Origin of the sequence: Gilliamella sp. BG3, from assembly GCF_046635605.1 — a bacterium.
GTDB lineage: Bacteria > Pseudomonadota > Gammaproteobacteria > Enterobacterales > Orbaceae > Gilliamella > Gilliamella bombi.
In genome coordinates this window covers 1-26,156 of sequence record NZ_JBIDFE010000008.1, presented here as the reverse complement: position 1 = coordinate 26,156, position 26,156 = coordinate 1, and the positions used below count along the sequence as shown (strand labels likewise).

At 34.7% G+C, this 26,156-nt stretch carries 27 protein-coding genes; 13 read left to right on the top strand and 14 right to left on the bottom strand.

All coding sequences use genetic code 11. The features are described from left to right. Window positions 1-3: 3 nt before the first annotated feature. From ispF to ACGH6S_RS05255, 3 genes are read left to right on the top strand one after another with little or no spacing between them, the layout of a single operon-like run. Window positions 4-489 carry a 2-C-methyl-D-erythritol 2,4-cyclodiphosphate synthase gene (gene ispF / locus ACGH6S_RS05265; RefSeq protein ID WP_411578450.1) on the top strand — a complete coding sequence of 162 codons (486 nt, stop codon included), beginning with the start codon at window positions 4-6 and terminating at the stop codon, window positions 487-489. Between the two features lie 18 nt (window positions 490-507). After that, window positions 508-1,533, top strand: coding sequence for a tRNA pseudouridine(13) synthase TruD (gene truD, locus ACGH6S_RS05260; protein ID WP_411578459.1), 1,026 nt, complete (start codon window positions 508-510; stop codon window positions 1,531-1,533). Window positions 1,534-1,538: 5 nt separating this feature from the next. Then, on the top strand, window positions 1,539-2,165 hold the full coding sequence (locus tag ACGH6S_RS05255; RefSeq protein WP_411578451.1) for a protein-L-isoaspartate(D-aspartate) O-methyltransferase: 627 nt from the start codon (window positions 1,539-1,541) through the stop codon (window positions 2,163-2,165). Between the two features lie 102 nt (window positions 2,166-2,267). Here the strand turns inward: ACGH6S_RS05255 and pnuC are convergent, their stop codons facing one another. Both pnuC and nadR read right to left on the bottom strand, forming a co-directional pair. Beyond that, on the bottom strand, window positions 2,268-2,957 hold the full coding sequence (pnuC, locus tag ACGH6S_RS05250; RefSeq protein ID WP_034910015.1) for a nicotinamide riboside transporter PnuC: 690 nt from the start codon (window positions 2,955-2,957) through the stop codon (window positions 2,268-2,270). Between the two features lie 6 nt (window positions 2,958-2,963). Next, a complete protein-coding gene (gene nadR / locus ACGH6S_RS05245; protein ID WP_296317879.1) occupies window positions 2,964-4,196 on the bottom strand; it encodes a multifunctional transcriptional regulator/nicotinamide-nucleotide adenylyltransferase/ribosylnicotinamide kinase NadR in 1,233 nt (410 codons plus the stop codon). A 237-nt stretch (window positions 4,197-4,433) separates the two neighbouring features. Here nadR and ACGH6S_RS05240 point away from each other — a divergent pair, with 237 nt between their 5' ends. Then, on the top strand, window positions 4,434-4,652 hold the full coding sequence (locus ACGH6S_RS05240) for a hypothetical protein (protein WP_296317881.1): 219 nt from the start codon (window positions 4,434-4,436) through the stop codon (window positions 4,650-4,652). Window positions 4,653-4,676: 24 nt separating this feature from the next. Then, a complete protein-coding gene (gene recD / locus ACGH6S_RS05235) occupies window positions 4,677-6,527 on the top strand; it encodes an exodeoxyribonuclease V subunit alpha (protein WP_411578452.1) in 1,851 nt (616 codons plus the stop codon). Between the two features lie 100 nt (window positions 6,528-6,627). Here the strand turns inward: recD and ACGH6S_RS05230 are convergent, their stop codons facing one another. The 12 genes from ACGH6S_RS05230 to ACGH6S_RS05175 all read right to left on the bottom strand — a co-directional run bounded on the left by ACGH6S_RS05230 (window position 6,628) and on the right by ACGH6S_RS05175 (window position 16,384). Next, complete coding sequence (locus tag ACGH6S_RS05230; protein WP_034910011.1) at window positions 6,628-7,353, bottom strand: amino acid ABC transporter ATP-binding protein; 726 nt, start codon at window positions 7,351-7,353, stop codon at window positions 6,628-6,630. Continuing rightward, entirely contained in the window at window positions 7,350-8,030 is a 681-nt protein-coding gene (gltK, locus tag ACGH6S_RS05225; RefSeq protein WP_065590846.1) for a glutamate/aspartate ABC transporter permease GltK, read from the bottom strand. Before gltK ends, ACGH6S_RS05230 begins: the two co-directional genes overlap by 4 nt. After that, window positions 8,027-8,767, bottom strand: coding sequence for an amino acid ABC transporter permease (locus ACGH6S_RS05220; protein WP_065590847.1), 741 nt, complete (start codon window positions 8,765-8,767; stop codon window positions 8,027-8,029). Before ACGH6S_RS05220 ends, gltK begins: the two co-directional genes overlap by 4 nt. Window positions 8,768-8,858: 91 nt before the next feature. Continuing rightward, complete coding sequence (locus ACGH6S_RS05215; protein ID WP_085164646.1) at window positions 8,859-9,767, bottom strand: glutamate/aspartate ABC transporter substrate-binding protein; 909 nt, start codon at window positions 9,765-9,767, stop codon at window positions 8,859-8,861. A 226-nt stretch (window positions 9,768-9,993) separates the two neighbouring features. Further along, on the bottom strand, window positions 9,994-11,535 hold the full coding sequence (gene lnt, locus ACGH6S_RS05210; RefSeq protein ID WP_411578453.1) for an apolipoprotein N-acyltransferase: 1,542 nt from the start codon (window positions 11,533-11,535) through the stop codon (window positions 9,994-9,996). Then, complete coding sequence (gene corC, locus ACGH6S_RS05205; protein WP_411578454.1) at window positions 11,528-12,400, bottom strand: CNNM family magnesium/cobalt transport protein CorC; 873 nt, start codon at window positions 12,398-12,400, stop codon at window positions 11,528-11,530. The genes lnt and corC overlap by 8 nt, the downstream gene beginning before the upstream one ends. Window positions 12,401-12,520: 120 nt before the next feature. Next, on the bottom strand, window positions 12,521-12,988 hold the full coding sequence (ybeY, locus tag ACGH6S_RS05200; protein WP_411578460.1) for an rRNA maturation RNase YbeY: 468 nt from the start codon (window positions 12,986-12,988) through the stop codon (window positions 12,521-12,523). Between the two features lie 18 nt (window positions 12,989-13,006). After that, window positions 13,007-13,477, bottom strand: a complete 471-nt coding sequence (rlmH, locus tag ACGH6S_RS05195) for a 23S rRNA (pseudouridine(1915)-N(3))-methyltransferase RlmH (protein WP_411578455.1) — start codon at window positions 13,475-13,477, stop codon at window positions 13,007-13,009. 4 nt (window positions 13,478-13,481) lie between these two features. After that, window positions 13,482-13,799, bottom strand: a complete 318-nt coding sequence (gene rsfS, locus ACGH6S_RS05190; protein WP_034909992.1) for a ribosome silencing factor — start codon at window positions 13,797-13,799, stop codon at window positions 13,482-13,484. An 87-nt stretch (window positions 13,800-13,886) separates the two neighbouring features. Beyond that, window positions 13,887-14,261 carry a hypothetical protein gene (locus ACGH6S_RS05185; RefSeq protein WP_296302356.1) on the bottom strand — a complete coding sequence of 125 codons (375 nt, stop codon included), beginning with the start codon at window positions 14,259-14,261 and terminating at the stop codon, window positions 13,887-13,889. Between the two features lie 353 nt (window positions 14,262-14,614). Further along, window positions 14,615-15,415 carry a YdgH/BhsA/McbA-like domain containing protein gene (locus ACGH6S_RS05180; protein WP_174799049.1) on the bottom strand — a complete coding sequence of 267 codons (801 nt, stop codon included), beginning with the start codon at window positions 15,413-15,415 and terminating at the stop codon, window positions 14,615-14,617. Between the two features lie 357 nt (window positions 15,416-15,772). Then, a complete protein-coding gene (locus ACGH6S_RS05175) occupies window positions 15,773-16,384 on the bottom strand; it encodes an NUDIX hydrolase (RefSeq protein ID WP_085164869.1) in 612 nt (203 codons plus the stop codon). 113 nt (window positions 16,385-16,497) lie between these two features. On the opposite strand from ACGH6S_RS05175, the gene ACGH6S_RS05170 reads away from it, so the two are divergent. The 8 genes from ACGH6S_RS05170 to era all read left to right on the top strand — a co-directional run bounded on the left by ACGH6S_RS05170 (window position 16,498) and on the right by era (window position 25,982). Beyond that, a complete protein-coding gene (locus ACGH6S_RS05170) occupies window positions 16,498-18,981 on the top strand; it encodes a class I adenylate cyclase (protein WP_174799051.1) in 2,484 nt (827 codons plus the stop codon). Window positions 18,982-19,200: 219 nt separating this feature from the next. Further along, complete coding sequence (gene rpoE, locus ACGH6S_RS05165; protein WP_034909980.1) at window positions 19,201-19,773, top strand: RNA polymerase sigma factor RpoE; 573 nt, start codon at window positions 19,201-19,203, stop codon at window positions 19,771-19,773. Window positions 19,774-19,823: 50 nt separating this feature from the next. Further along, window positions 19,824-20,402 (top strand): RseA family anti-sigma factor, encoded by a 579-nt coding sequence (locus ACGH6S_RS05160; RefSeq protein ID WP_174799053.1) that lies wholly within the window; start codon window positions 19,824-19,826, stop codon window positions 20,400-20,402. 6 nt (window positions 20,403-20,408) lie between these two features. Further along, the gene (locus ACGH6S_RS05155) at window positions 20,409-21,392 is read left to right on the top strand and encodes a MucB/RseB C-terminal domain-containing protein (RefSeq protein ID WP_174799059.1); all 984 of its coding nucleotides are present in this window, start codon (window positions 20,409-20,411) and stop codon (window positions 21,390-21,392) included. Window positions 21,393-21,547: 155 nt separating this feature from the next. Beyond that, window positions 21,548-23,344: a translation elongation factor 4 gene (lepA, locus tag ACGH6S_RS05150; RefSeq protein WP_296317892.1), complete on the top strand. Its 1,797-nt coding sequence runs from the start codon at window positions 21,548-21,550 to the stop codon at window positions 23,342-23,344. A 48-nt stretch (window positions 23,345-23,392) separates the two neighbouring features. After that, entirely contained in the window at window positions 23,393-24,394 is a 1,002-nt protein-coding gene (gene lepB, locus ACGH6S_RS05145; RefSeq protein WP_174799064.1) for a signal peptidase I, read from the top strand. A gap of 8 nt (window positions 24,395-24,402) precedes the next feature. After that, window positions 24,403-25,080, top strand: coding sequence for a ribonuclease III (gene rnc / locus ACGH6S_RS05140; protein ID WP_370738304.1), 678 nt, complete (start codon window positions 24,403-24,405; stop codon window positions 25,078-25,080). After that, window positions 25,077-25,982, top strand: coding sequence for a GTPase Era (gene era, locus ACGH6S_RS05135; RefSeq protein WP_085164856.1), 906 nt, complete (start codon window positions 25,077-25,079; stop codon window positions 25,980-25,982). Before rnc ends, era begins: the two co-directional genes overlap by 4 nt. Window positions 25,983-26,156 lie beyond the last annotated feature (174 nt).

Genomic DNA, 26,156 nt, shown 5'->3' with positions numbered 1-26,156 from the left:
AGTATGAGAATAGGTCATGGATTTGATGTTCATAAGTTTGGTGGAGAGGGTCCTATAACTCTTGCTGGGGTAAAAATTCCTTATCAATATGGCCTTGTTGCTTACTCTGATGGTGATGTTGTGTTACATGCAATAACCGATGCTTTAATTGGCGCATTGGCATTAGGTGACATCGGTAAGCTATTTCCTGATACAGATCCTAAATATAAAGGTATAGATAGTCGAATATTATTGAAAGATGTGTATACCCTTGTTCAAGCTAAAGGTTATGAATTAGTTAATTTAGATACTACTATTATTGCCCAAGAACCTAAAATGCAACCTCATGTTGATCAAATGCGAGTTAATATAGCAGAAGATCTGAAAGTTCATTTTGATCAAATTAGTGTAAAGGCAACAACAACTGAACAATTAGGCTTTACTGGGCGTAAAGAAGGCATTGCTTGCCAAGCGGTAGTGTTATTAAGTAAAAAATCCGAAACAGTTTAAATTATACAATAGGCAATAATAGTGTTAGCACAACTTAATTATTTATATGGTAAACCGACCACTAAAGGGCAATACAAGCAACAATACGAAGATTTTAATGTGACAGAAGATCTTGGCTTTGAGTTGACTGGTGAAGGCGAACATGTTTTAGTTTTTTTGCAAAAACGTGATTGTAATACCATTTTCGTGGCTGAGCAGTTGGCTAAATATGTGGGAATTTCAACCAAGCTAGTAAGTTATGCCGGTTTGAAAGATCGCCAAGCGGTGACTGAGCAGTGGTTCAGTTTACATATGCCAGGTCAACAAACACCAGACTTTTCAGCATTTAATTTGGCGGGTTGTAAAATATTAAAAGTCACGCGACATAATAAAAAATTAAAAATTGGCGCATTAAAAGGTAATTATTTTAAAATAATTTTAAAATCGTTAAATAGTCAATCTGAAATTGAATCTAAATTAGCATTAATCAAACAGCATGGCGTGCCTAATTATTTTGGTGAGCAGCGTTTTGGTCGTGATGAAAATAATATTACTCAGGCTATAAAATGGGCCAATGACGAAATTTCGGTTAAGGATCGAAAAAAACGTAGCTTTTATCTTTCTGCGGCGCGAAGTGCGATTTTTAATAATATTGTCAGTCAACGCATTACCCAAAGTTTGCATCAAACCGTGCTCAATGGCGATATATTACAATTAGCGCATCGTGGTAGTTGGTTTATTGCTCAAGCAGACGAACTAGTTCAGTTACAAATGCGTTTAGAACAAGGCGAGATCAATATTACTGCACCAATGGTGGGGGATTCACCACTAGGTACATTATTTGATGCGCTGGAGTTTGAGCAAAAATGTTTAGAAAGTTGGTCTGAATTTAATGATCTATTTAAAAAAGAGCGAGTAGAAACAGCAAGACGGTCAATATTGTTACGAGCAGAGCAGCTTAATTGGCAATGGTTAGATGAGCATAGTCTCGAACTCAATTTTTATTTGCCATCAGGTTGTTATGCAACAAGTGTGATACGTGAACTAATAATAGAAAATGAGTAGCCCAAATGCAAAATCTAAAAATGCAATCCCTAATTGAATTCTTACGGCAACAAGGAATAAAAGACGAGCGCGTTTTAGATGCTATTGCGTCAATTCCTCGTGAACATTTTGTTGATGAGGCGCTTTCGCATCAAGCTTACGATAATCGTCCATTGCCAATAGGAAGCGGTCAAACTATTTCTCAGCCTTATATCGTAGCAAAGATGACTGAACTATTAAAATTAGAGCCTAATTCAAAAGTACTTGAAATTGGAACAGGGTCGGGATATCAAACGGCTGTTTTAGCAAAGTTAGTCGAAAATGTCTGCTCGGTAGAACGAATAAAAAGTCTACAATGGAATACCAAACGCCGTTTAAAGCAACTTGATATTCATAACATTGCAACACGCCATGGTGATGGTTGGTTAGGTTGGCCTGAACGTGGACCATTTGATGGCATCATTGTTACAGCCGCCGCATCTGAAGTGCCACAAAGCTTACTAGGACAGTTAGCCGATAAAGGACGTTTAGTTATTCCTGTTGGCGAAAATAAACAGGTTTTACAATTAATTGAGCGTGATGGAGATAATTTTGTAGCTAAAAATATGGGCGAGGTTATATTCGTGCCTTTGGTTAAAGGGGATGTTGAATAATTAGACTGCATCTCAAATAAAAAATAGAAAATAAAGCACTTATTTTCTATTTTTATACTTAAACACAGTCTTTCCTGAAACTTTTTAACAAAATTGGAATATTTATTCTGGCTGCTCAGAGCGTTTCCATTCACAAATTCCATAAATGGCATTAAACAGATAGATTAAATATTGTGTTGCGATAATGATATTGTCGGTATAGATATTTAAACCAATTACCAGTACATTTAATATAACCCATAAATACCAGTTAAACGCATATCGCATCATCAATAATAATTGAGCAACAATACCTAGACCAAATATAAAACAGTTAGTTATGAGCTGGTAGGTTGTATTGGTTGCACCAATTTTATCCGTTAAATAAATATTAATAAAAGCGGCAATAATAAGAAATATGATTGTATATAAAAATGTGGTTTCATTGAGTGAGCGAACTTTAACGTTTTTATTATTATCAAGGTTCTTTTGCCAAGTGAATAAACCATAGATGTGTGAACAAAAATAGTAGATTGGCGGTAGTCCTGCACCAATATTGCCGCCAAGAATATTAGCACAACATTCTGCAACAACGGCAAACATACCTAATACATTTCCCATGTTTTTACGTTTTGCTAATAAGATAACGCATAGCAGACCGCAAAAAGCGCCTATGTAAGAAGTAGCGTAGCGTAAATCAAATTCAGTAAATGGGTCAGTGTATAAAAATGCTAGTGTTACACATAATATACAAAAAAATGGATAGAATTTATTACGTCCAATTAAAATGGCAAGATTGCTTAATTTATTCATAATTTATTACTCTTCATCATTAATAAGTTGATTAACTAGTTCAATGCAGCGTAAATAACGTTCTTCGTAATCGGGCGATTCTATTTCTATATATTTGATATTATTTTTTTCTAATAACGTTATTAATAGTTTTTGAAAATCTTTACGTTGTTTTGGACTGCCTAAATGACGTAAACCATCAGCGACCCATGGCGTGTTATTGCCGAGTAAAATTACTAAATCAAAACGATAGTTATTGATCATAGCTTGTAAAAATGGATGTTCTTTACCTTCATATTTTTTACAAAAAGCTTGAGTTGTCACAAAATCGGTATCAATAAACGAAACTTTATTGGCATGTTTTATGGCAAAATCGATATATTGTGCATGCCCTAATGCGATTTTATCGTAGTCAGCATACTGTAATGCGCGTTCGTCCCCGCCAAGTTGAGAAAATACATAATCCCGACCATATTCCCATGCACTGGTTGTGTTAAATACGTTTGCTAGTTTATTAACTAAAGTTGATTTACCACTAGATTCTCCCCCTAAAATGGCAACGGTTCTAACAAAAAAAGGTCTAACTTCGGTTGGAATGTATTGCCAGTTTTTCAGCGGTGCTTGACGGATTTGAGTACCACTTATTTGCATAAATTGTCGTTTTGGATCAATTAAGACAGTTTCTAGATCAAACAAATCTTTATACATAGCGACATCTTGCGGTTCACTTGAATAAACATAATCTGGTTTTATGCCTTTTTCTTGAAATAGTTTCTTTACTCGTTCACTCCATTCATGCCAGCCATTTGGGTAAGCTGGAATACCGTCTTCTTCTAATAATTCAATGTGGATATTTTTTTGATATTTAAAAGTTTGTAGTAGCCAACGAATTCTATCATTAATAGTTGGTTGGCGAGACATAGCACTTTGTTTAAAAAGCGCTTCGTCGCGTTGAGTATCAGAGCAAAGAATAACATATAACTCATCAACCTGACTAATTGCTCGCTGAATAAGATAAATATGTCCAGTATGTAAAGGATAAAATTTACCAAAAATCACACCTACTTTTTTATTTTTGGTTGTTTTTTCGATTTGTAAATATTGATGGAGTGATTGTAATTTTTGTGCGCTCGGATTTTTAATTTTATCATTAATGAGTTGACTAAGATAACCTTTAGTCATTTGGCAAGCATCGGCGACAGTTTGTAAAGATATATTCTTACGTTTGATTGCTTTTTTTAGATAATTGAAGTTACTCATAGAATATTCCTTATTTTGTTTTTTATCTTAAACGAAATATAAATCATTTTTATTTTTCGTTCAATATATTAAACAAAAAATAATTTATTTTTTATACAATCATGTTAAAATTAATAGCAATTAAACAGATAGAATAACTACTTTATTACCATTGTTAGAGAGAATCATGTGCCATTTAACTTATAACATAATTATTTTTAAATAGTTATAAATTAGTTTTTATTTCAAAGGAACTATATGAAAATACAGAAATTAGCTTTTTTAAATGCATTTGCTTCTAGCAGTGTTTTTACAAACAATAATGTAACACTTAATAAAGTCAAGTTTTTTTTGCAAGGTGCAGAATTACAAGGGCAATCAAAAGTATTGTTGACCAAAGGTGAAAATAAAAATCTTAACTTAAGTTTTAAACTGACTTATCCAAAAGATAAAGTTAACGATATAATTGGCTTATAAATAAGTTAATAACAGAAATAGAATATGTTAAACGAGTGGTTAAGCCAATTTAAACAAGATAGCCAAATTAGTTTGCTAGATATTCATTTGGCAACGTTTTTGACGAATAAAGCAATGTTAAATGATGATATTACTATCAAACGTTTTAGTTTTTTGGTTCTATCACTAAGTAAAGAGGTTAGATCGGGTCATGTTTGTCTAGATCTTGCTTATTTAGATGAATCAACGATTGAATCACAGCTTTGGTTACAATTAGATTCGCCAAATGCGCAAGATTGGAAAATTGCTCTTGAACAAGCTTATGATAGTCAGGTTGTGAGTGATGGAACAAATTTGTCTCCGCTTATTTTTATTGAAAATAAACTTTATTTTCAAAGAATGTGGTTAGATGAACAAAATGTAGCTCAATATTTCAATCATACAGATTTAGATAAAGAACTTAGCTACAATACTGATTTAACCACTGTACTTAATCAACTTTTTATTCAGAATCAAACCGAAATCGATTGGCAAAAAGTAGCAGTTGCTGCTGCGTTAACTCGCAAAGTTGCTATTATTTCTGGTGGACCAGGTACAGGTAAAACAACCACTGTTGCCAAAATTTTAGCCGGAATTTTGTTAACCAATCCGCATGCTCGAATTATTACATCGGCACCTACAGGAAAAGCGGCATCAAGGTTAACCGAATCACTGAGTCGCACAATCGAGCAACTCGATTTTGCATCACTAAATATAAAAGCAGAAGCAATCACTTTACATCGTTTATTAGGTGCAAAAGCAGATAATCGTTCATTTAAGCATGATAAGAATAATCCATTGCATGTCGATGTGTTAGTCATTGATGAAGCATCTATGGTTGATTTAAATATGATGGCAAGAGTAATTGAAGCATTACCTAATTCTGCTCGTTTAATTTTGTTAGGTGATAAAGATCAACTCTCATCAGTTGAAGCCGGAGCCGTGTTTGGTGACCTTTGTACCTTTATTTCGCATGGTTATAGCAAAGCACGGGCAAAAGAGCTAAGTCAATTGACTGGTTATGATGTACCAGCTTGCCAGCAAACAGCAAAAATTACTGATAGCATTTGTTTATTACAAAAAAGTTATCGTTTTAACGAATCATCTGGTATTGGCTTGTTGGCTAATGCGGTCAAAGCTGGGTGCTCAACTTCTGTTAAAAAATTATTATTAGATGAATCACTGAGTGATATTCGGTATCATGCTCTTTCTTCACAACAAGCTTATGAAGATGTTTTACACGATAGTATTAATCATTATAAACATTATTTAAATGTGATTAAGCAGAATGGAACTAATGATATAGCGTTGGTTTTATCTAAATTTGCTGAATATCGCTTACTTTGTGCTGTCAGAGAAGGACATTTTGGTGTCGAAGGTTTAAATAAACAAATTGAATTACTTTTAGCCAAAAACAAATTAATTTATTTGAAAAATAAAGAAGCATGGTATGTTGGCCGACCAATCATGATATTACGTAATAGTGCTTCATTAGGGCTATATAATGGTGATATTGGCATTACATTAAAAGCTGAGCATGATAGTTCAAAATTGCGTGTTTATTTCCCTTTTGCTGATGGATCTATTAAAGGATTTTCTCCATTTCGATTACCCGAACATGAAACGGCTTATGCCATGACAATTCATAAATCACAAGGTTCAGAATTCGATGATGTAAATATTATCTTACCAACTGATAATTCGCCGTTACTTAATCGTTCTTTACTTTATACTGCTATTACCCGTGCTAAAAAAACAGTTTCAATTTATGCGACTGAAGCTATCTTGTTACAAGCAATTAAATCACAAACGCAAAGGCATAGTGGTTTAGTCAGTTTATTGCAAAATAATAGCTGATTCTGTTTTGATAAGCATATTTGAGTTTATTTTTTGAAAGATGATGTGTAATTCGAGGAAGAAATAATAAAACAGGGCTAAAAGCCCTGTAATAATTAAATTAATGGATAATTTTAGCTAAGAAGTCTTTAGCACGATCTGATTGTGGATTAGTAAAGAACTGCTCTTTTGAGGTATCTTCAATAATTTCACCAGCATCCATAAAGATAACTCGGTGGGCTACCTTACGCGCAAAGCCCATTTCATGAGTAACCACCATCATAGTCATACCTTCATAAGCCAGTTCAACCATAACATCTAGCACCTCGTTTACCATTTCAGGATCTAGTGCTGAGGTTGGTTCATCAAACAACATAACAATAGGATCCATACATAACGCACGAGCGATCGCTACACGTTGTTGTTGACCACCAGAGAGCTGAGCAGGGTATTTATCTGCATGGGCAAGTAAACCAACACGCTCTAAAAGATTAAGCGCTTTTTCTCGAGCTTCTTCGTCTGTTCGACCTAACACTTTAATTTGTGCAAGTGTTAGATTTTTTAAAATAGTTAAATGTGGAAACAGTTCAAAGTGTTGAAATACCATACCTACTTTGGAGCGTAATTTAGCTAAGTTAGTCGCTTTATTTGTAACTTCTGTTCCATCAATAATAATTTTGCCTTTTTGTACAGGCTCTAAACAATTTACAGTTTTTATCAGGGTTGATTTTCCTGAACCTGAAGGACCACAAACAACAACAACTTCGCCTTTACCAACTCGAGTAGTGCAGTTTTTTAATACCTGAAATTGTCCATACCATTTTGAAATATTTTCTAAGGAGATCATCGAGTAATCCTTTTCTTAAAATAATTAACTAGACGTGAAACGGTGAAGCAAATAACAAAATAAACTGCTCCTGTAAATAATACCATTTCAACGATTAAACCATCTCTATTGCCTACAATATTAACCGCACGATAGAAGAAATCCGCTAAATTTAATGTATAAATAAGCGTTGTATCTTGGAATAATATAATCCCCTGCGTTAATAATAATGGAGCCATAATACGAAATGCTTGCGGTAAAATCACCATTCTTAATGCCTGACCTTTAGTCATGCCTAGTGCTAATGATGCACTGATTTGTCCTTTAGATACACTTTGAATACCAGCCCGAATAATTTCTGAATAGTAAGCTGCTTCAAATAATGCAAAAGCGATCAATGCTGACACAAAACGTATATCTGTTGTAGGCGGAAGATTTAAAATTTTTTCTAATAGTTGAGGTACAAGCAAATAAAACCAGAGCAAAACCATCATTAATGGAATTGAACGGAATATATTTACATAGCATAAAGCAAACCAATGTAGCACTTTAATCGAAGAAAGTCGCATAATGGCAAGTAGCGTTCCCCAAATAATACCAAAAATTACAGCGGTAAGTGTTATCTCTAAAGTTAATAACATACCTCTCATGATATAAGGTAAATTAGGTAGGATTTGTCCCCATTCTAAATCCATCATGATTTACCTCCTAATACGCCAGGAAGTCGTACTTTTTTCTCAATATATTGCATAGTAAACATTATAACGACATTGATAAGTACATACCCAAATGTTATAGCTATGAATGATTCATAAGGTTGGCCTGCATGTTCAAGCAGTTGGTTTGCTTGTTTGGTTAATTCGACGTAACCAACAGTTGAAGCAACAGCCGAGTTTTTAACCATATTTAATATTTCAGATGTTAACGGTGGTAGAACACGTCGATAAGCGTTTGGTAATAAAATATATAAATAGGTTTGTTTTAGGGTTAATCCTAATGCAATTCCTGCACTTTTCTGACCTGTAGGGATTGACTGAATAGCAGCTCTCACTTGTTCACAAATACGTGCACCTGTGAATAATCCTAATCCTATGGTTGACATTAATAAAGTAAATATCATAGGGTCAAGGCTATATAACCAGTCACGGATAGATTCTGGTACCAACGCTGGTACAACTTCAATCCAAAAGAATAAGTGAATGATTAACGGGATATTCCTAAAAACTTCAACATAACATGTACCTAAGCCAGATAAAAAGCGGTTAGGTAATGTTCTCAGCACACCAAATAGCGAACCAACCAAAAAGGCAACAGTTCCTGATGTAATAACTAGCAATATGGTCATTTGGAAACCTAACCACAACCAGCCTAGATACGTTGTATCCCCAAATGGTGCTGGTTGAAGAAAAATCCCCCAATTCCAACTTGTTGTCATAAATACTCCAACATGTAAAAAAAATTGTAAATAGTACTAAATAAGATGATGGACGCAGTTACCTACGTCCTTATGGGAAAATATCTGCGTATTAATCTAATGCTTTATCATTAGGATGAGCGAAAAGTTCTTTCATCTCAGAAGACATATCAAAGTTCATATTTAACCCTTTTGGTGGAATAGGTTGTTTAAACCAACGGTTATATGACTTTTCGGCGACACCTGATGTTTGTGCTTCTGAAATAGTTTTATCGACTAAAGCTTTAAATTGTGGGTCTTGTTTACGCAACATACAACCATAGGCTTCATAAGATAATGGTGTACCTACAATTTCCCATTGTTCAGGTTTTTTTGCTTTGGAGCGTTCACCTGCTAATAATGCATCATCGATAAGAAATGCTGCTGCTCGTCCACTTTCAAGTGTGCGAAATGCATCACCATGATCTTTGGTTGCAATAATACGAATATTTAACCCTTTTTCAGTATTGATTTTGTTGAGCATAACTTCGGATGTTGTACCTGAAGTTACGACCACATTTTTACCTTTCAGATCGTCAATATCTTTAATATTGCTACTAGTTTTAACTAAAAAACGAGTGCCAACAATAAAGATCGTATTTGAAAAATCAACTTGTTGTTGACGAGAAAGATTATTGGTTGTTGAACCACATTCAAAATCGTAAGAACCATTTTGTAACAGTGGAATACGGTTTTGAGAAGTCAGCGGTAAGTATTTAACTTGCAAGTTAGGCATGTTTAACTCTTTTTTTACCGCATTAATAATAAGATCTGAGTAATCTTGAGAATAACCAACAACTGTTTGGTTATCACCATAATATGAGAATGGGACTGATGATTCTCTATGTCCTACGACAATCACACCATTTTCTTTTACTTTAGCTAGTGTACCAGTTAATTCATCGGCAAATGCGGTACTACTTACTAGACCTAACATTGCAAATGATAACACTAGTTTGGTTAATTTTGTCTTTTTGTTCATACTCATCTCCTACTGTTTATTTTGTATCATATTAAATAATTTTAACATTTTTACAAAGGGCATATATTATAACTTATTTTTTAGCATAAAAGTACTTTTTACTGTTTATTTATCTATTATTGGAGCTAGATGTAACCAGCAATTAACGCAATATTAGATTACTGATTACATCAAGACTTATTAAAACCCAATTATATTTAAGCAATAATTATGCCAGTATAGTGAACTATAAACGTTTTTTTATAAAAAGTGAGATAAACATTAATGACATCAAAACTAAATAAGGCCAATTCCCCCATATAGCATAAGGCGTTAGGCCAGTTGTTGGTGATACAGATGCAGATAATGCGCCTGTTTCAAATTGCGGTAATTTTTTAACAATATTACCATGTGGATCAATAATGGCTGTAATCCCTGTATTAGTACTACGAATTAAAGGTCTACCAAATTCAAGCGCTCTAGCTTGCGCCATTTGTAAATGTTGTTTAGGTCCAATACTATCACCAAACCAAGCATCGTTTGAAACAGTAAGTAAAAAATCTGTATCTGGAGAAAAATTTTGCCATATTAAATTAGATAAAATCACTTCATAACAAATGGCTGGGGTAAATTTAAAGCCTTTTATTTGTAATTGAGGTTGTTTTGTTTCGCCAGATTTCATTGAGGACATAGGAATGTTGAGCAGTTCAGCAATTGGTTCAAGTACTGATTCTAACGGTGTAAACTCCCCAAAGGGCACTAGATGGTGTTTTTTATAACGGTTGATAGTTGGATATTGATAATGCTCCTTTTCTCCTAATACTAATAAAGTATTGTAGATATATCCATTAGATTGATACCCATCTTCGCCAAAACGATAATCAATAATACCAACAGCTATTTCAGAATCATGGGCTCGGGCTTCGTTATCTAGATATTGTAAAAAAGATTGTTGATTTATTTCGTAATCGGTGATGCTAGCCTCTGACCAAATGATAATTTTATCTTTACCAAAGTTTTGTTTAGTCAGTTTTGTATAGGTTTGTAGTGTGTTGTTAAGTTGTTCTCTTGTCCAACGAATTGACTGCGAAATATTTCCTTGAATTAAAACAAAATTAGCTGAACGAGTGTCATTAACTTTAGTCCAATTAATATTATTGAATAAAATTGGTGCAAATAAGATCGCAAGTAGTGCAATAAATGCACCAAGCGTGTGCCTTTTGGGCGTTTTGCTATTTATTGTCTTTATGCAATAAACAAATAATCCGCATAAAATTGTTAGCAGTAAATTAACACCATCAATCCCCAATATAGGAAAATAGCCTTTTAACGGACTATCTAGTTGGCTATAACCGAGTTGCAACCAAGCAAATCCGGTTAAAATATACCCTCGTAAGAATTCGGTTAATTGCCAAAGCACAGGAGCAAGAAATATAAGTTGTTTAAATGAAAATTGTCCAGCAAAACGATTTGCCATCCTTAATAGAAAAGCAAATAGCATAGGATAGAGTGACAAGTATAGGATTAAAAAACCTAAAATGATAATAGCAATGGGAGCGGGTAACTCTCCATATTGCTTAATACTGATATAAACCCAATGGATCCCAGCGGCAAAATAGCCAATGCCCCAACTTAATCCCAGTAACATAGCTTGTTTTTTAGATCTATCAGCAATAAGCCATAAAAGACCGGCAAACGATACAAAAGCTAGAGGCCAAATATGAAATGGAGCATAACTAAAAACTGCTATACCACCAAAAATTAGGCTTAATAATATTTTTTTAAGCATTTTCAGATAACTCTAAATTAGGCACGGTAGCCCCATCAGGAATAGTCACATGCAATTGAATGATTCGTCTTCGATCTGCAATGGTAACTTTAAATTGATAGCCGTCAATGGTAATGGTTTCACCGCGTAAGGGTAAGCGTCCAAAATGTTGCATTACCAGTCCTCCAATGGTATCCATCTCATCATCACTAAAATCAGTTGAAAATATTTCATTAAAATCTTCCACTGGAGTGAGGGCTCGCACAGTATAAACCGATTGCGTTAAGCGACGAATATCGCGATCTTCAACTTCATCATACTCATCTTCAATATCGCCCACGATGAGTTCTAAAATATCTTCAATAGTCACAAGCCCCGAAACACCACCAAATTCATCAATAGCCATTGCCATATGATAGCGCTGCATACGAAACTCTTTTAGCATATGATCAACACGTTTACTTTCAGGCACAACAACGGTTGGTCTAAGGATTTTTTTCAAATCAAAATTATCGACGCCTTGGCGAATAAAAATCAACAGATCTTTTGCCAATAAAATCCCTTCAATATGATCGCGATCTTCACTAATAACAGGATAACGGGAATGCCCATGTTCAGAAATAATATCTAAACACTCATCAAGTGAATAATTGTCTTTAATGGTAACAATTTGAGAGCGGGGGATCATAATATCGCGAATGCGTTGTTCAGCAATATCCATAACACCTTCTATCATATCAAGCGTATCGGGATCGATAAGCTCGTTTTCTTCGGCTTCGCGGATCACTTCGATCAGTTCTTCTTTATCTTTTGGTTCTGAATGAAATAACTGACTTAACCATAATGCAAACCCTTTTTTAGGTCTCCGGTGATTATCATCACTCATTTGTGCTTTTCCTTTCTTACTTTATTATTAATTTACTATTTTGGGCTTAGTTTACTTAATTTACTTACTTACTAAAAAAGTTTGCAAAATAGCATATAACTAAACGGCCTATCGTACATTTTATTCATCAATGGGTTGATAAGGATCTTCAAATCCCAATTGTTGCATAATATCAATTTCGATATTTTCCATTTCTTCAGCTTCTTCGTCAAGAATATGATCATAACCGAGTAAATGTAAACAACCATGCACAATCATATGTGCCCAGTGCGAAGTTAATGATTTATGTTGTTGCTCAGCTTCAGCTTCAACCACTTGCTTACAAATAATTAGATCACCCAATAAAGGAACATCGATCTCGATTGGAGATTCAAACGGAAAAGATAAAACGTTAGTTGGTTTATCTTTATGACGATAGGTACAATTTAATTGCTGACTTTCTTGTTTATCGACAATACGGATAGTGAGCTCGGCGTTATCCATAAACTGAGGTAAAATAGCCTCTAACCATTGCATAATTTGCGCTTCGGTAGGCAAATTTTGGTTATCTTCTGTAGCAATTTGCAAATCTAAAATAATTGCGCTCATCATATTTACCTTACTTTATTATTCACGATGATAAGGATGATTAGTGGTTAAACTCCATGCACGGTAAAGGCTTTCAGCTACAATAACCCGCACTAAAGGGTGAGGTAGGGTAAGTGGCGACAGTGACCAACTCTGTTCCGCTGCCGTTTTGCAAGAAGGAGATAACCCCTCAGGTCCACCAATTAATAAACTCACATCACGGCCATCTACTTTCCAACGTTCTAATTGTTCAGCTAAATTATGCGTTGTGTAAGGTTTACCTGGAATATCAAGAGTCACAATGCGATTGCCTTTACTACAGGCACTTAACATTGCTTCGCCTTCTTTATCTAAGATCCGTACAATATCTGCATTTTTGGTACGTTTTCCAGCGGGGATTTCAATAAGCTCTAAAGGCATATCTTTAGGAAATCGTGATTGATAATCATTAAAAGCAGTGGTAACCCAGTTTGGCATTTTATTGCCAACAGCAATAAGCTGTATCTTCACGTGATTAACTCCAAAGCTTCTCAAGTTCGTAAAGCTGACGGCTTTCTTCTTGCATTATATGTACAATGACCGCATCCATATCAACTACGACCCAATCGGCATCACTTTTACCTTCGCTACCTAACACCAAATGGCCTTGTTTTTTTGCTTCATCAAGTAAATGGTTAGCAATAGAGGAAACATGACGGTTTGAAGTGCCAGTACAAATAATCATATAATCGGTAATACTTGATTTGCCACGAACATCAAGGGTAACAATGTCTTTTCCTTTTAGATCATCAATCTTATCAATAATAAAATCTTGTAACGACTGCTGCAAAATAATCTCTCTTTTTATTAAAAATAAAGCGCCATTATAGCATATATTTTAAAAATAACGGTGATGATAACTTACACATATTTTTATTGATTATTGGGATTGCTTTTTTCTTTTCTTTTTTGCTAGTTTATCTTCACGCATTTTTTTTATTTGTTCTTTTCTGTTTTTCTTTATTTGGTCTCTTTTCAATTTTTTTTGATTATTTATAGCTAAACGTTCCTCTTTATTTAGAGTATCTTTTATTGTATCTTTTGCTTTTCGCTTTTTTTCTCTATTTATGCTAAATTCCTCTAGCACCTCTGTTAACGACGATATACCCAACAAGAATAAAAGTCCTAAAAATAAACCTAATAAAGATGGATATATTGGGTTGTAATCGTGACCCACGCGCGGAAGGATTCTAACCGTTGCTGCTTCTACAAAATTGGTACTAAATAAAAAAAGTAAGAAAAATATCGCTTTCATAATATATGCAATTTAATGGAATAATTTCCACGTATTTTATCTTATACAAATATATAGATGTTAAAGGAAATTTGAACAATAAAAAAGCAAAGTTTTATATTTCAATGGCACACATTTTCAAACAAAAAATTAGTGTTGCTGATCCAATTTTTGTAAAAATATTCAGGATTCTATACCGTCTTGAGATTAAAAAATGAAAATAATAATACGAAATTTGAATTGAGATGTGGAATAATCTAGGAGTAAACAAATAAAAACTTTAATAAAATTAATTCTAAATCTGAGGTGTTTTTAGTCAAAGCCCACGGGCAAGTAAAATTGCTCACGTGGGTTTATTTCAGTTACGTACAATCTTATTTATATAGATTTATAAAAACAGTTTGTGCAGTGCTTGCGGGGTTAGATGATACTTCTTTTACATAATAAAAGTGCGCACCATTAGCAACTGCATGTTTTTGTGCGGCGGCACTGATTTCTGCTGTATTGTTAAATACACCATGGAAGCTAATAGTACTAAATGGCGTCATGTGTTTAAATGCTTCGCTACTAATTTCGTAGGCATCTTGACCTGCTATTGCTGTTGTGACGATATAATCCCTAACGGGTGCGTCTTGTTTGTATAAAGCAACTTCGATATTTTCTGCTTGGTTTCTAATATCATCAGATGAAATTGAATCGATATAAAACGCATAGGCATTTTTTTCAGCGGCTAATTTACTTGCAGTTTCGGTAATTTCGGAAGTGTTATTGTAATTACCTTTAAATTTAACAACATCAAATGGTAAATAGTAAAGAGCTTTTGAACGTTCATAAGAAACCACGCCATTATAAATAGTTTCATCTTTCTGTACGGCTATTGGTGCGTTAGATTTGTAAATATTGGCATAAACAATCGCACGATCTGAAGAAGTTCCATTAGCTGGACTTTCCATTGCAGTAATATAGTAATATTTAGCACCTGCTTCATCGGCAGCACGAGAAATATCTTTAGCAGCATTTTCGGCTTGTAAATAACTTCCAGTTACTGAAATTTCTTTTAATGGTACTAAATGACTACTTTCTTTAGCAGTTAATGGCTCAGCAGCATAAAGACTAGCAACAGGTAATGATAACAATACGGCTAATGCAATAGAGGATTTGGTAAAACGTTTCATAATATATTCCTTCATTTTTGAATTATTAAAATAGAAAATCGTTGTTTAACGCTTATTTTATTTGCAAATATATTTATTGATATTACTTCGAAAATATTCGAACTGGCAGAGCTCCTGATGTGTTGTCCTTGTCTACTTGTAAAAAGCGTTAAGACATTAATAGTTGTTTTGGTAGGAAAAAATAGTAAAACAACTTGTTATTGTTATAAGACGTTCAGTAATAATCCTCAAGTTCTTTTAATCAAATAGAAGGGTGCCTAGCATTAATTGTTTAAAATGAAATGAATTGTCAAAAAAAGAGTTAATTTGAGCTAATTAAGAATGTTAATATTTTCTAAATTATATTTTTCCTACAGATTATTCTCTAATTCTTTCAATAAAGAATTTAAGGATTTGTGCAGTTAATCCCCAAATAACCCGATTGTGATACTGATAATAATAGACAGAATACTCAGCTCTTTTTTGCCATTTAGGTGATCGGTTTAAAATGATATCAAAAGGGAAATCATCAGAAGGTTTATGCCCGACAAACATTGTTGCACGCTGAGGGGGATTTTGAATAAACCACTCAATAGGAACGGTAAAAATCTGTTCGACTTCATCATGATTTAGTTTCAAATCATCAAGTGAATTGATTGTGCCAACAAATGGATAAATAGCCATACCTAATGTTGCAATTAACTTGGGTAATGCTCCTAAAATTATTATGTGCTTAAAGGGGATACCCAATTCTTCAACTGTTTCACGTTTAGCTGTGTATTCGGGATTGGTATCAGATAATTCCACACGCCCACCAGGAAAGCAAATATCTCCAGGTTGCCATTTTAATTTTCTAGATCTAATTTGAAATAAAAGATGCAATTGATGATCAATATCAATAATCGGCAATAATACTGCAGCTTTATTATCGATAAATTTTGTGTTTTCTTTTTTTTGCAACTGTTTAGCAATATTTTCAATTGTTATCATAATTATTCATTTTATTTAGGGTTTAAATTTTTGTTCTATTTACCTTACACAAATAACATGCTAGATTTAATAGTAGCGTTAAATTAATACGCGTGTTTTATCTAATTGAAGCCATGCAATATTATATCAATAACATAAAAAAAGAGCTTGAAGATCTTGCCAAATTGAAACGTGAGCGTGCTATCATTGGTATGTCTCCTGAATTTCAGCAGGTATTTTTATTACTTCCTGCGCTTTTTCATTATCACACACCTAAATTACCAGGATATATGGAAGGCGATATACCTTCAGGTATTGCTTGCTATCAATTGTCTGATGATGTAAGTAAACGGCTTAAAACTGAATTCGATTTTATTCCATCCACTAACGAAAATAAAATAATTAACATCCCAGCCATATCCGCTTTATATACAATGGGAAGTACCTGTTCTATTGGACAGTCAATTCAATCTGATCTTGATATCTGGATATGCATTGAAAACAATTTAACAGATCAACAAAAAGAAGCCTTACAACAAAAATGCCGTTTGATCGAAGACTGGGCAGCAAATTTGCAAGTCAAATTAACGTTATTTGTGGTAGATGCTGATCGTTTTATTAATAAACATCATGAATGCCTAATGGGCGAAAATTGCGGAACTGCACAGCATATTTTGTTACTTGAGGAGTTTTACCGTTCCGCAAATTTATTAGCTGGCAAATACTTGTTGTGGTTTGCAATACCTTATAATTTCACCGTAAATAACCTTACTTATCCTACTTATGAAAAGTGCGTTCAAGCGATGGTTGATCTTAATTTAATCGAGCGAGAGCAATGGATTGATTTTGGTCCACTAACTGGATTATCAGCTCAAGAGTATTTTGGCGCAAGTTTATGGCAACTTTATAAAAGTATTGATTCACCTTTTAAAGCGGTACTTAAAACCCTGTTATTAGAAGCGTACTCATGGATTTACCCACAAAATAAACCAGTTGCTTATCAAATGAGGGAGCTGATTCAAAAAGGCGAAATTCATAAAGGAATGTATCTTGATTCGTATTACATGCTGTTGGACAGAATCAGTAAATACCTCATTGAAATTAATGATTATGAACGACTTGAATTAATTCGTAATTGCTTTTATTTAAAAGTGAACGAAAAACTTTCTATCCCAATGCAATCGTCGTCATGGCGACGCTCTATTTTAAGTGACCTAGTTAAAAGTTGGGGATGGGATGAGCAACAAATTGCAAAATTAGATTCTTGTCAAACTTGGAAAATAGGGCAAGTCCGAGAAATACACGAAATCTTATTACACACCATGATGTCCGGCTATCGAAATTTACTCAATTTTGGTCGTCGTAATAATTTAGACTCATTAATTAGTCCTCAAGATCTGGCGATATTAACACGAAAGCTCTATGCTGCTTTTGAAGTATTACCGGGAAAGATTACAACTTTAAAGCTCAATATATCTGATAATTTACAAGAAGAAGCATTAACATTTATTCATGTTGCAGAAGATCGTATCAATCGAGCAGGATGGTACGTTTACAATCAAAAACCCATGTTACACTCAATTATTGGCCATCAATATCTTGAATATAGCAAATACTTAGTAAAACTAGTAGGTTGGTGTTATTTTAACGGCTTAATTGCTGATAGCACTCACTTTTATTATCATGATGGTGAAAACAGAAATAATTCGAAAATTAATAAATTGATCGTTGATCTAAAAAATTACTTTCCTATTGATGTGCCAGCAGCAACTGAAGAACAGCTATATGGACCATGCGAAATTCGTCACTTAGCTATTATTTTAAATTTAGAAGATGATCCGACCGCTAACATTGAATTAGACGATGAAGTGACCAATAGTGTACTTAATTATGGTAAAAATGAGCTAAGTTTAGTGGGATCAATTGATCTTCTTTATCGCAATTCGTGGAACGAAATTCGTGTTCTCCATTTCAGCGGTGCACTATCAGTGCTTCAGGCGATTAAGGAATTACTAAATCGAATGCATAAAGATGCTGATTTGCCTAATTTGCTAGAAATATTTTGTTATAGCGAGTACCAGAGTGATGAAATCAAACAACAAATGAAAAAGTTAATGGATGAATGTATCGATTTACGTTTAACTACCACTCAAAATAACTCAACGCAAGTAAAACCATTAAGGATCGGTGGAGCTTCATGGTATCTATTTTTTGAGCGATTAGGGGTATCATGCCATCAATTTGAAAGTGCGATTGATTTTTATGGCGCTGTATCAAATAACAAAATACAAGGCAGACCACTAAACATTTTAGACGAAACTAACGAACTACCAAAAGAAATTGATAGCGTGGCTTATGCCGGGATCATACAATTCTTTTTTGAAAATACTGATTCAGGTTTTGATCTTTACATTCTAAATGAACATAACCAAGTTGAAATATACCGTAATTGCAACGGTTCAATAGATAATATGGTTAAAGATATTAACGAATTTTATATCTTATCTGACGATCGTTTTTCATTTACTACCAGTAGCTCAGTTAATTTTAATCTACCTCAATTTTATCAAATCACCTATAATGAGCATGATGAAAGACAGATTATCCCGCTTAATTAAAAGATCGGCAAACGATCTTACTTGAATGTAATCATGTCAAAAAGTTTCAGGTAACTATGTGTTTTAGTATAAAAATAATAAAAGTTTACAATTAATAAGTAAAATAATTAAATTTCTATTAAAATAATGGGAACTTTTTTCTAATTTAAGAATCTAACTGTATGTCTGCACAACTTTGGGCCGATTGACAGTTATTAACAAAATAAGGAAAGGCCTTTAATGGGGGAGCAAGTAACAGACCAAGTATTAGTAGATCGCGTTCTTAATGGAGACAAAAACGCATTTAATTTACTTGTTGTTCGTTATCAAAATAAACTGGCTCATTTGGTTTCTCGTTATGTATTAGCGTCCGAAGTTCCTGATGTTGTGCAAGAGACTTTTATTAAGGCATATCGATCATTAAGTCTTTTTAAAGGTGAAAGTGTTTTTTACACATGGCTGTATCGAATTGCAGTCAATACAGCAAAAAACTACTTAACGTCTCAAGGACGACGGCCACCATCATCAGATATAGATGCTAGTGAAGCCGAAAGTTACGAAGGTGCAGATTCATTAAGAGATCTTGATAATCCTGAAAATTTAGCGCTTTCAGACGAAGTAAAAAAAACAGTATTTGCAACGATCGAAGCATTACCTGATGATTTAAAAACAGCAATTACATTGCGCGAAATCGAAGGGTTAAGCTACGAAGAAATTGCTCAAATCATGGATGTACCAGTTGGCACAGTGAGATCCCGTATTTTTAGAGCTCGTGATGCAATTGATGAAAAAATTAAACCATTACTCAGTTAATGGCTACAAACAAATGAATAAAGAGTAGTCATAAATTTAAGGTATTTACTATGCAAATAGAACAGAAAGAGCAACTTTCATTACTTATGGATGGTGAGTTTACAAATGACCATATTGTTGATGAAGTATTAAATGATGAAAGTTTGCAATCATGCTGGCATCGTTACCATATTATCAGAGATACAATGCGAGGTGAATTACACAGTAATTCATTAAATCATAGTAGTTCACTAAATTTAGATATCTCTAGCCAAATTGCACAAGCGATAGCAACTGAAGATTTATACAATCAACCAACTGATCAACCTAATATTGACACAACCTCGCCACCAAAAGCTGAAAACCTAATTTGGATTCACGTTAAGGACTTTATAGGCAAAGTAAGCCAAGTTGGGCTTGCAGCTTGTGTCACTCTTGGAATTATTGCAGGTGTACAATATAATCAAGGACAAACAGATAGTACCAGTGCAAGCCCTACACTAAATACAGTACCAGTTGGTGTAAGTGTGGCTCCTGTAGGTGGCATTCATCAACAAAACGATCAGCAATTACTTGAAAAACGACAATACGACAAAATTAGATTGCTTGTACAAGATTATGAATTGCAAAAAAGATTAAATGCACACTAATTTTAAATGAAATCATCAAATTATTTTATCAAATATTTTATAAAACAGAGCCGAAAAATAATATTCGCTCTGTTTTTTGCATTTTTTTCAGTATCGATTTATGCCAACGATACAGAGGATGCCTTTGCGTTATTAAACAAAATGAATCACGCTGTACAAACGCAAGATTACCGTATTTACTTCGTATCTGAAGATAAAAATCAATATGTAACCACATTCGAATATAGCCATATAGGTGCGCCTGTAAAAGAAGATATTAATGCTTACTTGCGCTATCTGGAAGGTCCTGATAAAGAGATCATCTTACATAAAGGCATAACCAGTTACTTTCAGCCTAATAGTTCATCATTTTCTATCACTAGCTCACGAATTATCGAAGCTTACCCCGATGTTGTTTATAATAATTTTAATGACCTTAAAGAGGTTTACGATTTTATTTTTTTAGGCAAAGCAAGAACAGCTAATCGAAGCGCAAAATTAGTTAAAATCATAGCTAAAGAACAGGACCGTTATAGCTATGTAATTTGGATTGATGATGAAACCAGTTTACCAATTAGGATCGATTTATTAGATCAAAATAGCGACATCATTAATCAGATAAAAGTAATCCAACTAGATAAAAATTTTGATAAGAAAGAACAGCTAGATTATATCGCTAGTCGAACTTACCCAATCTTATTATCGATTGAAAAACAAAATAATGCTTTTGACCAATGGCGACTAGCTTGGTTACCTAAAGGATTTAAAGAAGTGGCTGCTTATAATTTGAATTTTTATAGTTCTGACATCGCGACTAAATTGTTTTCGGATGGCGTATTTTCGTTTACGGTCAATATCTCATCTGAACAAGCTAAACAAGCTAATCAAATTATTCAACAAGGTGGAAGGACTATTTATTCAACCAACTTAGGTCACAAAAACATTATCATCATAGGTAATTTACCTCGTACTACTATTGAACGTATTGCACAAAATATTGTTCAGAAATAAGTGCAAACTACTTAATAACGCTATGCTTGGTAGCGATAAAAGTGTAAAATATTTTACTTTCTGACTATGTAATTATTAGCAATATTGGTCATAACCAAAAGGCATTTTAGATAGTTAACCGTTAATAACCAAGATACTAATTATAATTTATTAATATGAATAAAAATATCCGCAATTTTTCAATTATTGCCCATATTGACCATGGTAAATCAACGCTTTCAGACCGCATAATACAAATTTGTGGTGGGCTTTCAGATCGTGAAATGGAAGCTCAAGTACTTGATTCAATGGATCTTGAGCGTGAGCGTGGCATCACAATCAAAGCACAAAGTGTAACCCTTGATTATCATGCTAAAAATGGCGAAACATACCAGCTCAATTTTATTGACACACCAGGTCATGTTGATTTTTCTTATGAAGTGTCACGCTCGCTAGCTGCTTGTGAAGGGGCGTTATTAGTTGTGGATGCGGGGCAAGGTGTTGAAGCTCAAACACTGGCAAACTGCTACACTGCGTTAGATATGGATCTTGAAGTTGTCCCTGTTCTAAACAAAATTGACTTACCTGCGGCTGAACCAGAGCGCGTTGCAGCCGAAATCGAAGATATTGTAGGTATTGATGCTAGCAATGCAGTGCGTTGCTCGGCAAAAACTGGCGTTGGTGTTATTGATGTACTTGAGCAATTGGTCAGCGATATTCCACCACCAGAAGGTGACTCGACAGCACCATTGCAAGCACTTATTATCGATTCATGGTTTGATAATTATTTAGGTGTAGTTTCATTAATTCGCATTAAAAATGGCGAATTAAACAAAGGTGATAAGATCAAAGTAATGAGCACAGGTATGACTTATAACGTTGATCGACTTGGTATTTTTACCCCTAAGCAAATTGACAAACAATGCCTGCATTGTGGTGAAGTGGGTTGGGTTGTTTGTGCGATCAAAGATATACTAGGTGCGCCGGTGGGCGACACCTTAACTTTAGCAAAAGCACCTGCGCAAAATCCATTACCTGGTTTCAAAAAGGTCAAACCACAAGTTTATGCTGGATTATTCCCAACCAGTTCTGACGATTACGAAGCTTTTCGTGATGCCCTTGGCAAATTAAGTCTAAATGATGCCTCGTTGTTTTATGAGCCAGAAAATTCTGGAGCTTTAGGATTTGGATTCCGTTGTGGTTTCCTTGGCTTATTGCATATGGAAATCATTCAAGAACGCTTAGAGCGTGAATACAACCTTGATTTGATAACCACTGCACCGACGGTTGTTTATGAAGTACTAACTACATCAAATGACATTATCTACGTTGATAGCCCTGCCAAGTTACCAGCAGTAAATAACATTCAAGAATTACGCGAACCAATAGCAGAATGTAACATATTAGTTCCGCAAACTTATTTAGGCAACGTCATCACACTTTGTGTTGAAAAACGTGGTGTGCAAACCAATATGGTTTATCATGGCAATCAAGTTTCTTTAACGTACGAAATCCCAATGACCGAAGTTGTATTAGACTTTTTTGACAAACTAAAATCGACTTCGCGTGGGTATGCATCATTAGATTACAGTTTTAAACGATTCCAAGCTGCCGACATGGTAAGGTTAGATGTATTAATTAATGGTGAACGAGTTGACGCATTAGCCTTAATTACCCACAAAGACAATGCACCATATCGTGGACGAGAATTAGTTGAAAAAATGAAAGATCTTATTCCTCGTCAACTATTTGATATTGCCATACAAGCGGCTATCGGTAATCATGTCATAGCAAGATCAACGGTCAAACAACTACGCAAAAATGTATTAGCCAAATGTTATGGTGGCGATGTGAGTCGTAAAAAGAAACTTTTACAGAAGCAAAAAGAAGGTAAAAAGCGCATGAAACAAATAGGTAATGTGGAATTACCGCAAGAAGCCTTTTTAGCCATTTTGCATGTAGGAAAAGATTAACCAATTAAAAACAAATCAATAAAAAGATTTATTTAAAGAGGGAAAAAAATGGCTGGAACATTTGCCATCATATTAACACTAGCAACACTCATTACTGGTATCTTTTGGTTTTTAGAAAAATTCAAATGGAAACCAGCAAGACAACGTAAAGTTGAAGAAATCCGCACTCAAAGCAATGGCGAAGTTGATGGAAAGATACTGGCTGAAGTTGGTAAACCCAAAGGTTGGGTTGAAAATTTGGCATCGTTTTTTCCGGTATTGTTTGTCGTGTTTGTTATTCGTTCATTCATCTATGAACCGTTTCAAATTCCATCAGGATCAATGATGCAAACATTACTAATTGGCGACTTTATTGCGGTTGAAAAATTTTCTTATGGTGTGCGTGATCCTATTACTAACACCGTCATTATTCCGACAGGACAACCAAAACGTGGTGATGTTGCCGTATTTAAACACCCAAATGTGCCTCAAATGGATCTTATAAAGCGGGTTGTCGGCTTGCCAGGTGACAAAATCGTCTATTTAGTAAAAGAAAAGCAAATCTTAATCTATCCTGCTTGCCAAGCAACAGATGCAAATTGCGAAGGGCAACAATCACAGCCGCTCAATTTGCATTACAGCGAACCAAGGCCAAGTAACTGGAAAGAGGTGCATGAACAGTTCAAATCAAACCCTAATTTTTACACGCTAGAACAATATGCGGATAAAGGTATTGTTGATTCTCAGTCTATCATGACATTAAATATGAATATTCAACAAGAAACTCTTGGTGACACACCGCATGATATTCTAACCACTCAAGGTTCACAAGAAAATCCTAGCTATTTTTATCATCAGGATGGACAACCGATAGCCACTTGGGTTGTACCACAAGGTCATTACTTTATGATGGGTGACAACCGTGACAACAGCGGTGACAGTCGATACTTTGGCTTTGTACCCGAAGGTAATTTTGTGGGTAAAGCAACTGCGATTTGGATCAGCTTTGAAAAACAACCAAACGAATGGCCAACAGGAATCCGCTTTAGTCGTATTGGCGGTATACACTAATAGCTATAATTATGAAAAAATTTAGTCAAATTCAACAATCAATCGGCTATATGTTTCAAGATACATCCCTACTTGAATTAGCCCTTACTCATCGAAGTGCTAATAAATTGCATAACGAGCGTTTAGAGTTTTTAGGGGATTCTATTTTAAGTCTTGTCATAGCCGATGAACTTTATCACCGTTTTTCCAAACAAGATGAAGGCGATCTAAGCCAAATGCGCGCAACACTTGTTTGCGGGCAAACACTTGCCGAAATTGGTAAGGATTTTAAATTGGGCGATCACCTTATTTTAGGACAGGGTGAACTCAAAAGTGGTGGTTTTCGTCGCGAATCGATAATTTCTGATGCTGTAGAAGCCATAATCGGTGCCATTTATCTAGATAGCAACCTAGACACAGTTCGTTCACTTATCTTATCATGGTATCAAAGCCGCTTGACCCAAATTCAACCTGGTATTAAACAAAAAGATGCCAAAACAAGATTACAAGAATACTTACAAGGAATTCATCGTCCGCGCCCATGTTATTTAATTCTTGAAGTAACTGGCGATAACCACGAACAAGAATTCTTAATTCAATGCAAAATTGACAATGATAGCCATGAATATTTAGGTCGTGGCTTAAGTCGCCGAAAAGCAGAACAAGCTGCCGCACAAGAAGCACTCAACCAATTAGGTATAAAATGACAGAAACAACACAACATTGTGGATTTGTCGCCATTGTCGGGCGACCAAATGTAGGTAAATCAACGCTACTAAACCAATTGCTTGGTCAAAAAATTTCGATTACATCACGCAAAGCGCAAACGACCCGTCACCGAATTGTGGGTATTGACACGCAGGATAATGACCAAATTATCTATATCGATACTCCCGGACTTCATATTGAAGAAAAAAGAGCCATAAACCGCTTAATGAATCGTGCTGCAAGCAGCTCAATAGGGGATGTTGAACTCGTTATTTTTGTGGTTGAAGGCACACATTGGAATGACGACGACGAAATGGTCGCCAACAAACTCAAAGATTGCAAAAGCCCAGTTCTGTTAGTGATTAATAAAATTGACAACGTCACCGACAAAACACAATTATTACCGCATATTCAAGCGATAAGCCAAAAAATTAACTTCCTTGATGTTGTGCCAATTAGCGCTGAAAAAGGAGAAGGTGTAGATATTATAAAAGATATCGTCAAAAAACACTTACCAGAAGGTGAACACCATTTCCCTGAAGATTATATTACCGACCGCTCGCAACGTTTTATGGCATCGGAAATCATCCGCGAAAAACTTATGCGCTTTTTGGGTGACGAATTACCTTACTCGGTAACTGTCGAAATTGAACAATTCAAAGTTGATGAACGTAACGGAATGTATCGAATTAACGGATTAATCTTAGTTGAACGTGAAGGACAAAAGAAAATGGTCATCGGCAACAAAGGTGAAAAAATCAAAAAAATTGGTATTGAAGCGCGCAAAGACATGCAATCATTTTTCGACAACAAAGTCCATCTAGAGCTTTGGGTAAAAGTCAAAGCAGGCTGGGCTGATGATGAACGAGCGTTGCGGAGTTTGGGTTATAGTGATGATTAAAGATCTTATTTGATTTTAGTTATTCATCAGGCATAAATATGCCTGATTTTTTAATTTTATTTCCCTCTTTTCGATGTTGTAAACAAAAGACTTAAGATGTAGGAAAACGCAGAGTTGTTTACACTTCATGGTTAAAATAATCCTCTAAAAACTCATAAGGCGTTTTCCCTGAAA

Coding starts and splice junctions, on each gene's coding strand:
- pnuC (WP_034910015.1), bottom strand. CDS start 2,957: ATGAATAAATTAAGCAATCTTGCCATTTTAATTGGACGTAATAAATTC.
- ACGH6S_RS05170 (WP_174799051.1), top strand. CDS start 16,498: ATGCAATATTATATCAATAACATAAAAAAAGAGCTTGAAGATCTTGCC.
- ACGH6S_RS05215 (WP_085164646.1), bottom strand. CDS start 9,767: ATGAACAAAAAGACAAAATTAACCAAACTAGTGTTATCATTTGCAATG.
- ybeY (WP_411578460.1), bottom strand. CDS start 12,988: ATGAGCGCAATTATTTTAGATTTGCAAATTGCTACAGAAGATAACCAA.
- ACGH6S_RS05240 (WP_296317881.1), top strand. CDS start 4,434: ATGAAAATACAGAAATTAGCTTTTTTAAATGCATTTGCTTCTAGCAGT.
- ACGH6S_RS05185 (WP_296302356.1), bottom strand. CDS start 14,261: ATGAAAGCGATATTTTTCTTACTTTTTTTATTTAGTACCAATTTTGTA.
- era (WP_085164856.1), top strand. CDS start 25,077: ATGACAGAAACAACACAACATTGTGGATTTGTCGCCATTGTCGGGCGA.
- nadR (WP_296317879.1), bottom strand. CDS start 4,196: ATGAGTAACTTCAATTATCTAAAAAAAGCAATCAAACGTAAGAATATA.
- gltK (WP_065590846.1), bottom strand. CDS start 8,030: ATGATGGATTTAGAATGGGGACAAATCCTACCTAATTTACCTTATATC.
- ACGH6S_RS05255 (WP_411578451.1), top strand. CDS start 1,539: ATGCAAAATCTAAAAATGCAATCCCTAATTGAATTCTTACGGCAACAA.
- ACGH6S_RS05160 (WP_174799053.1), top strand. CDS start 19,824: ATGCAAATAGAACAGAAAGAGCAACTTTCATTACTTATGGATGGTGAG.
- recD (WP_411578452.1), top strand. CDS start 4,677: ATGTTAAACGAGTGGTTAAGCCAATTTAAACAAGATAGCCAAATTAGT.
- ACGH6S_RS05175 (WP_085164869.1), bottom strand. CDS start 16,384: ATGATAACAATTGAAAATATTGCTAAACAGTTGCAAAAAAAAGAAAAC.
- ACGH6S_RS05230 (WP_034910011.1), bottom strand. CDS start 7,353: ATGATCTCCTTAGAAAATATTTCAAAATGGTATGGACAATTTCAGGTA.
- ACGH6S_RS05155 (WP_174799059.1), top strand. CDS start 20,409: ATGAAATCATCAAATTATTTTATCAAATATTTTATAAAACAGAGCCGA.
- ACGH6S_RS05220 (WP_065590847.1), bottom strand. CDS start 8,767: ATGACAACAAGTTGGAATTGGGGGATTTTTCTTCAACCAGCACCATTT.
- lepA (WP_296317892.1), top strand. CDS start 21,548: ATGAATAAAAATATCCGCAATTTTTCAATTATTGCCCATATTGACCAT.
- rpoE (WP_034909980.1), top strand. CDS start 19,201: ATGGGGGAGCAAGTAACAGACCAAGTATTAGTAGATCGCGTTCTTAAT.
- lnt (WP_411578453.1), bottom strand. CDS start 11,535: ATGCTTAAAAAAATATTATTAAGCCTAATTTTTGGTGGTATAGCAGTT.
- ACGH6S_RS05180 (WP_174799049.1), bottom strand. CDS start 15,415: ATGAAACGTTTTACCAAATCCTCTATTGCATTAGCCGTATTGTTATCA.
- lepB (WP_174799064.1), top strand. CDS start 23,393: ATGGCTGGAACATTTGCCATCATATTAACACTAGCAACACTCATTACT.
- ispF (WP_411578450.1), top strand. CDS start 4: ATGAGAATAGGTCATGGATTTGATGTTCATAAGTTTGGTGGAGAGGGT.
- corC (WP_411578454.1), bottom strand. CDS start 12,400: ATGAGTGATGATAATCACCGGAGACCTAAAAAAGGGTTTGCATTATGG.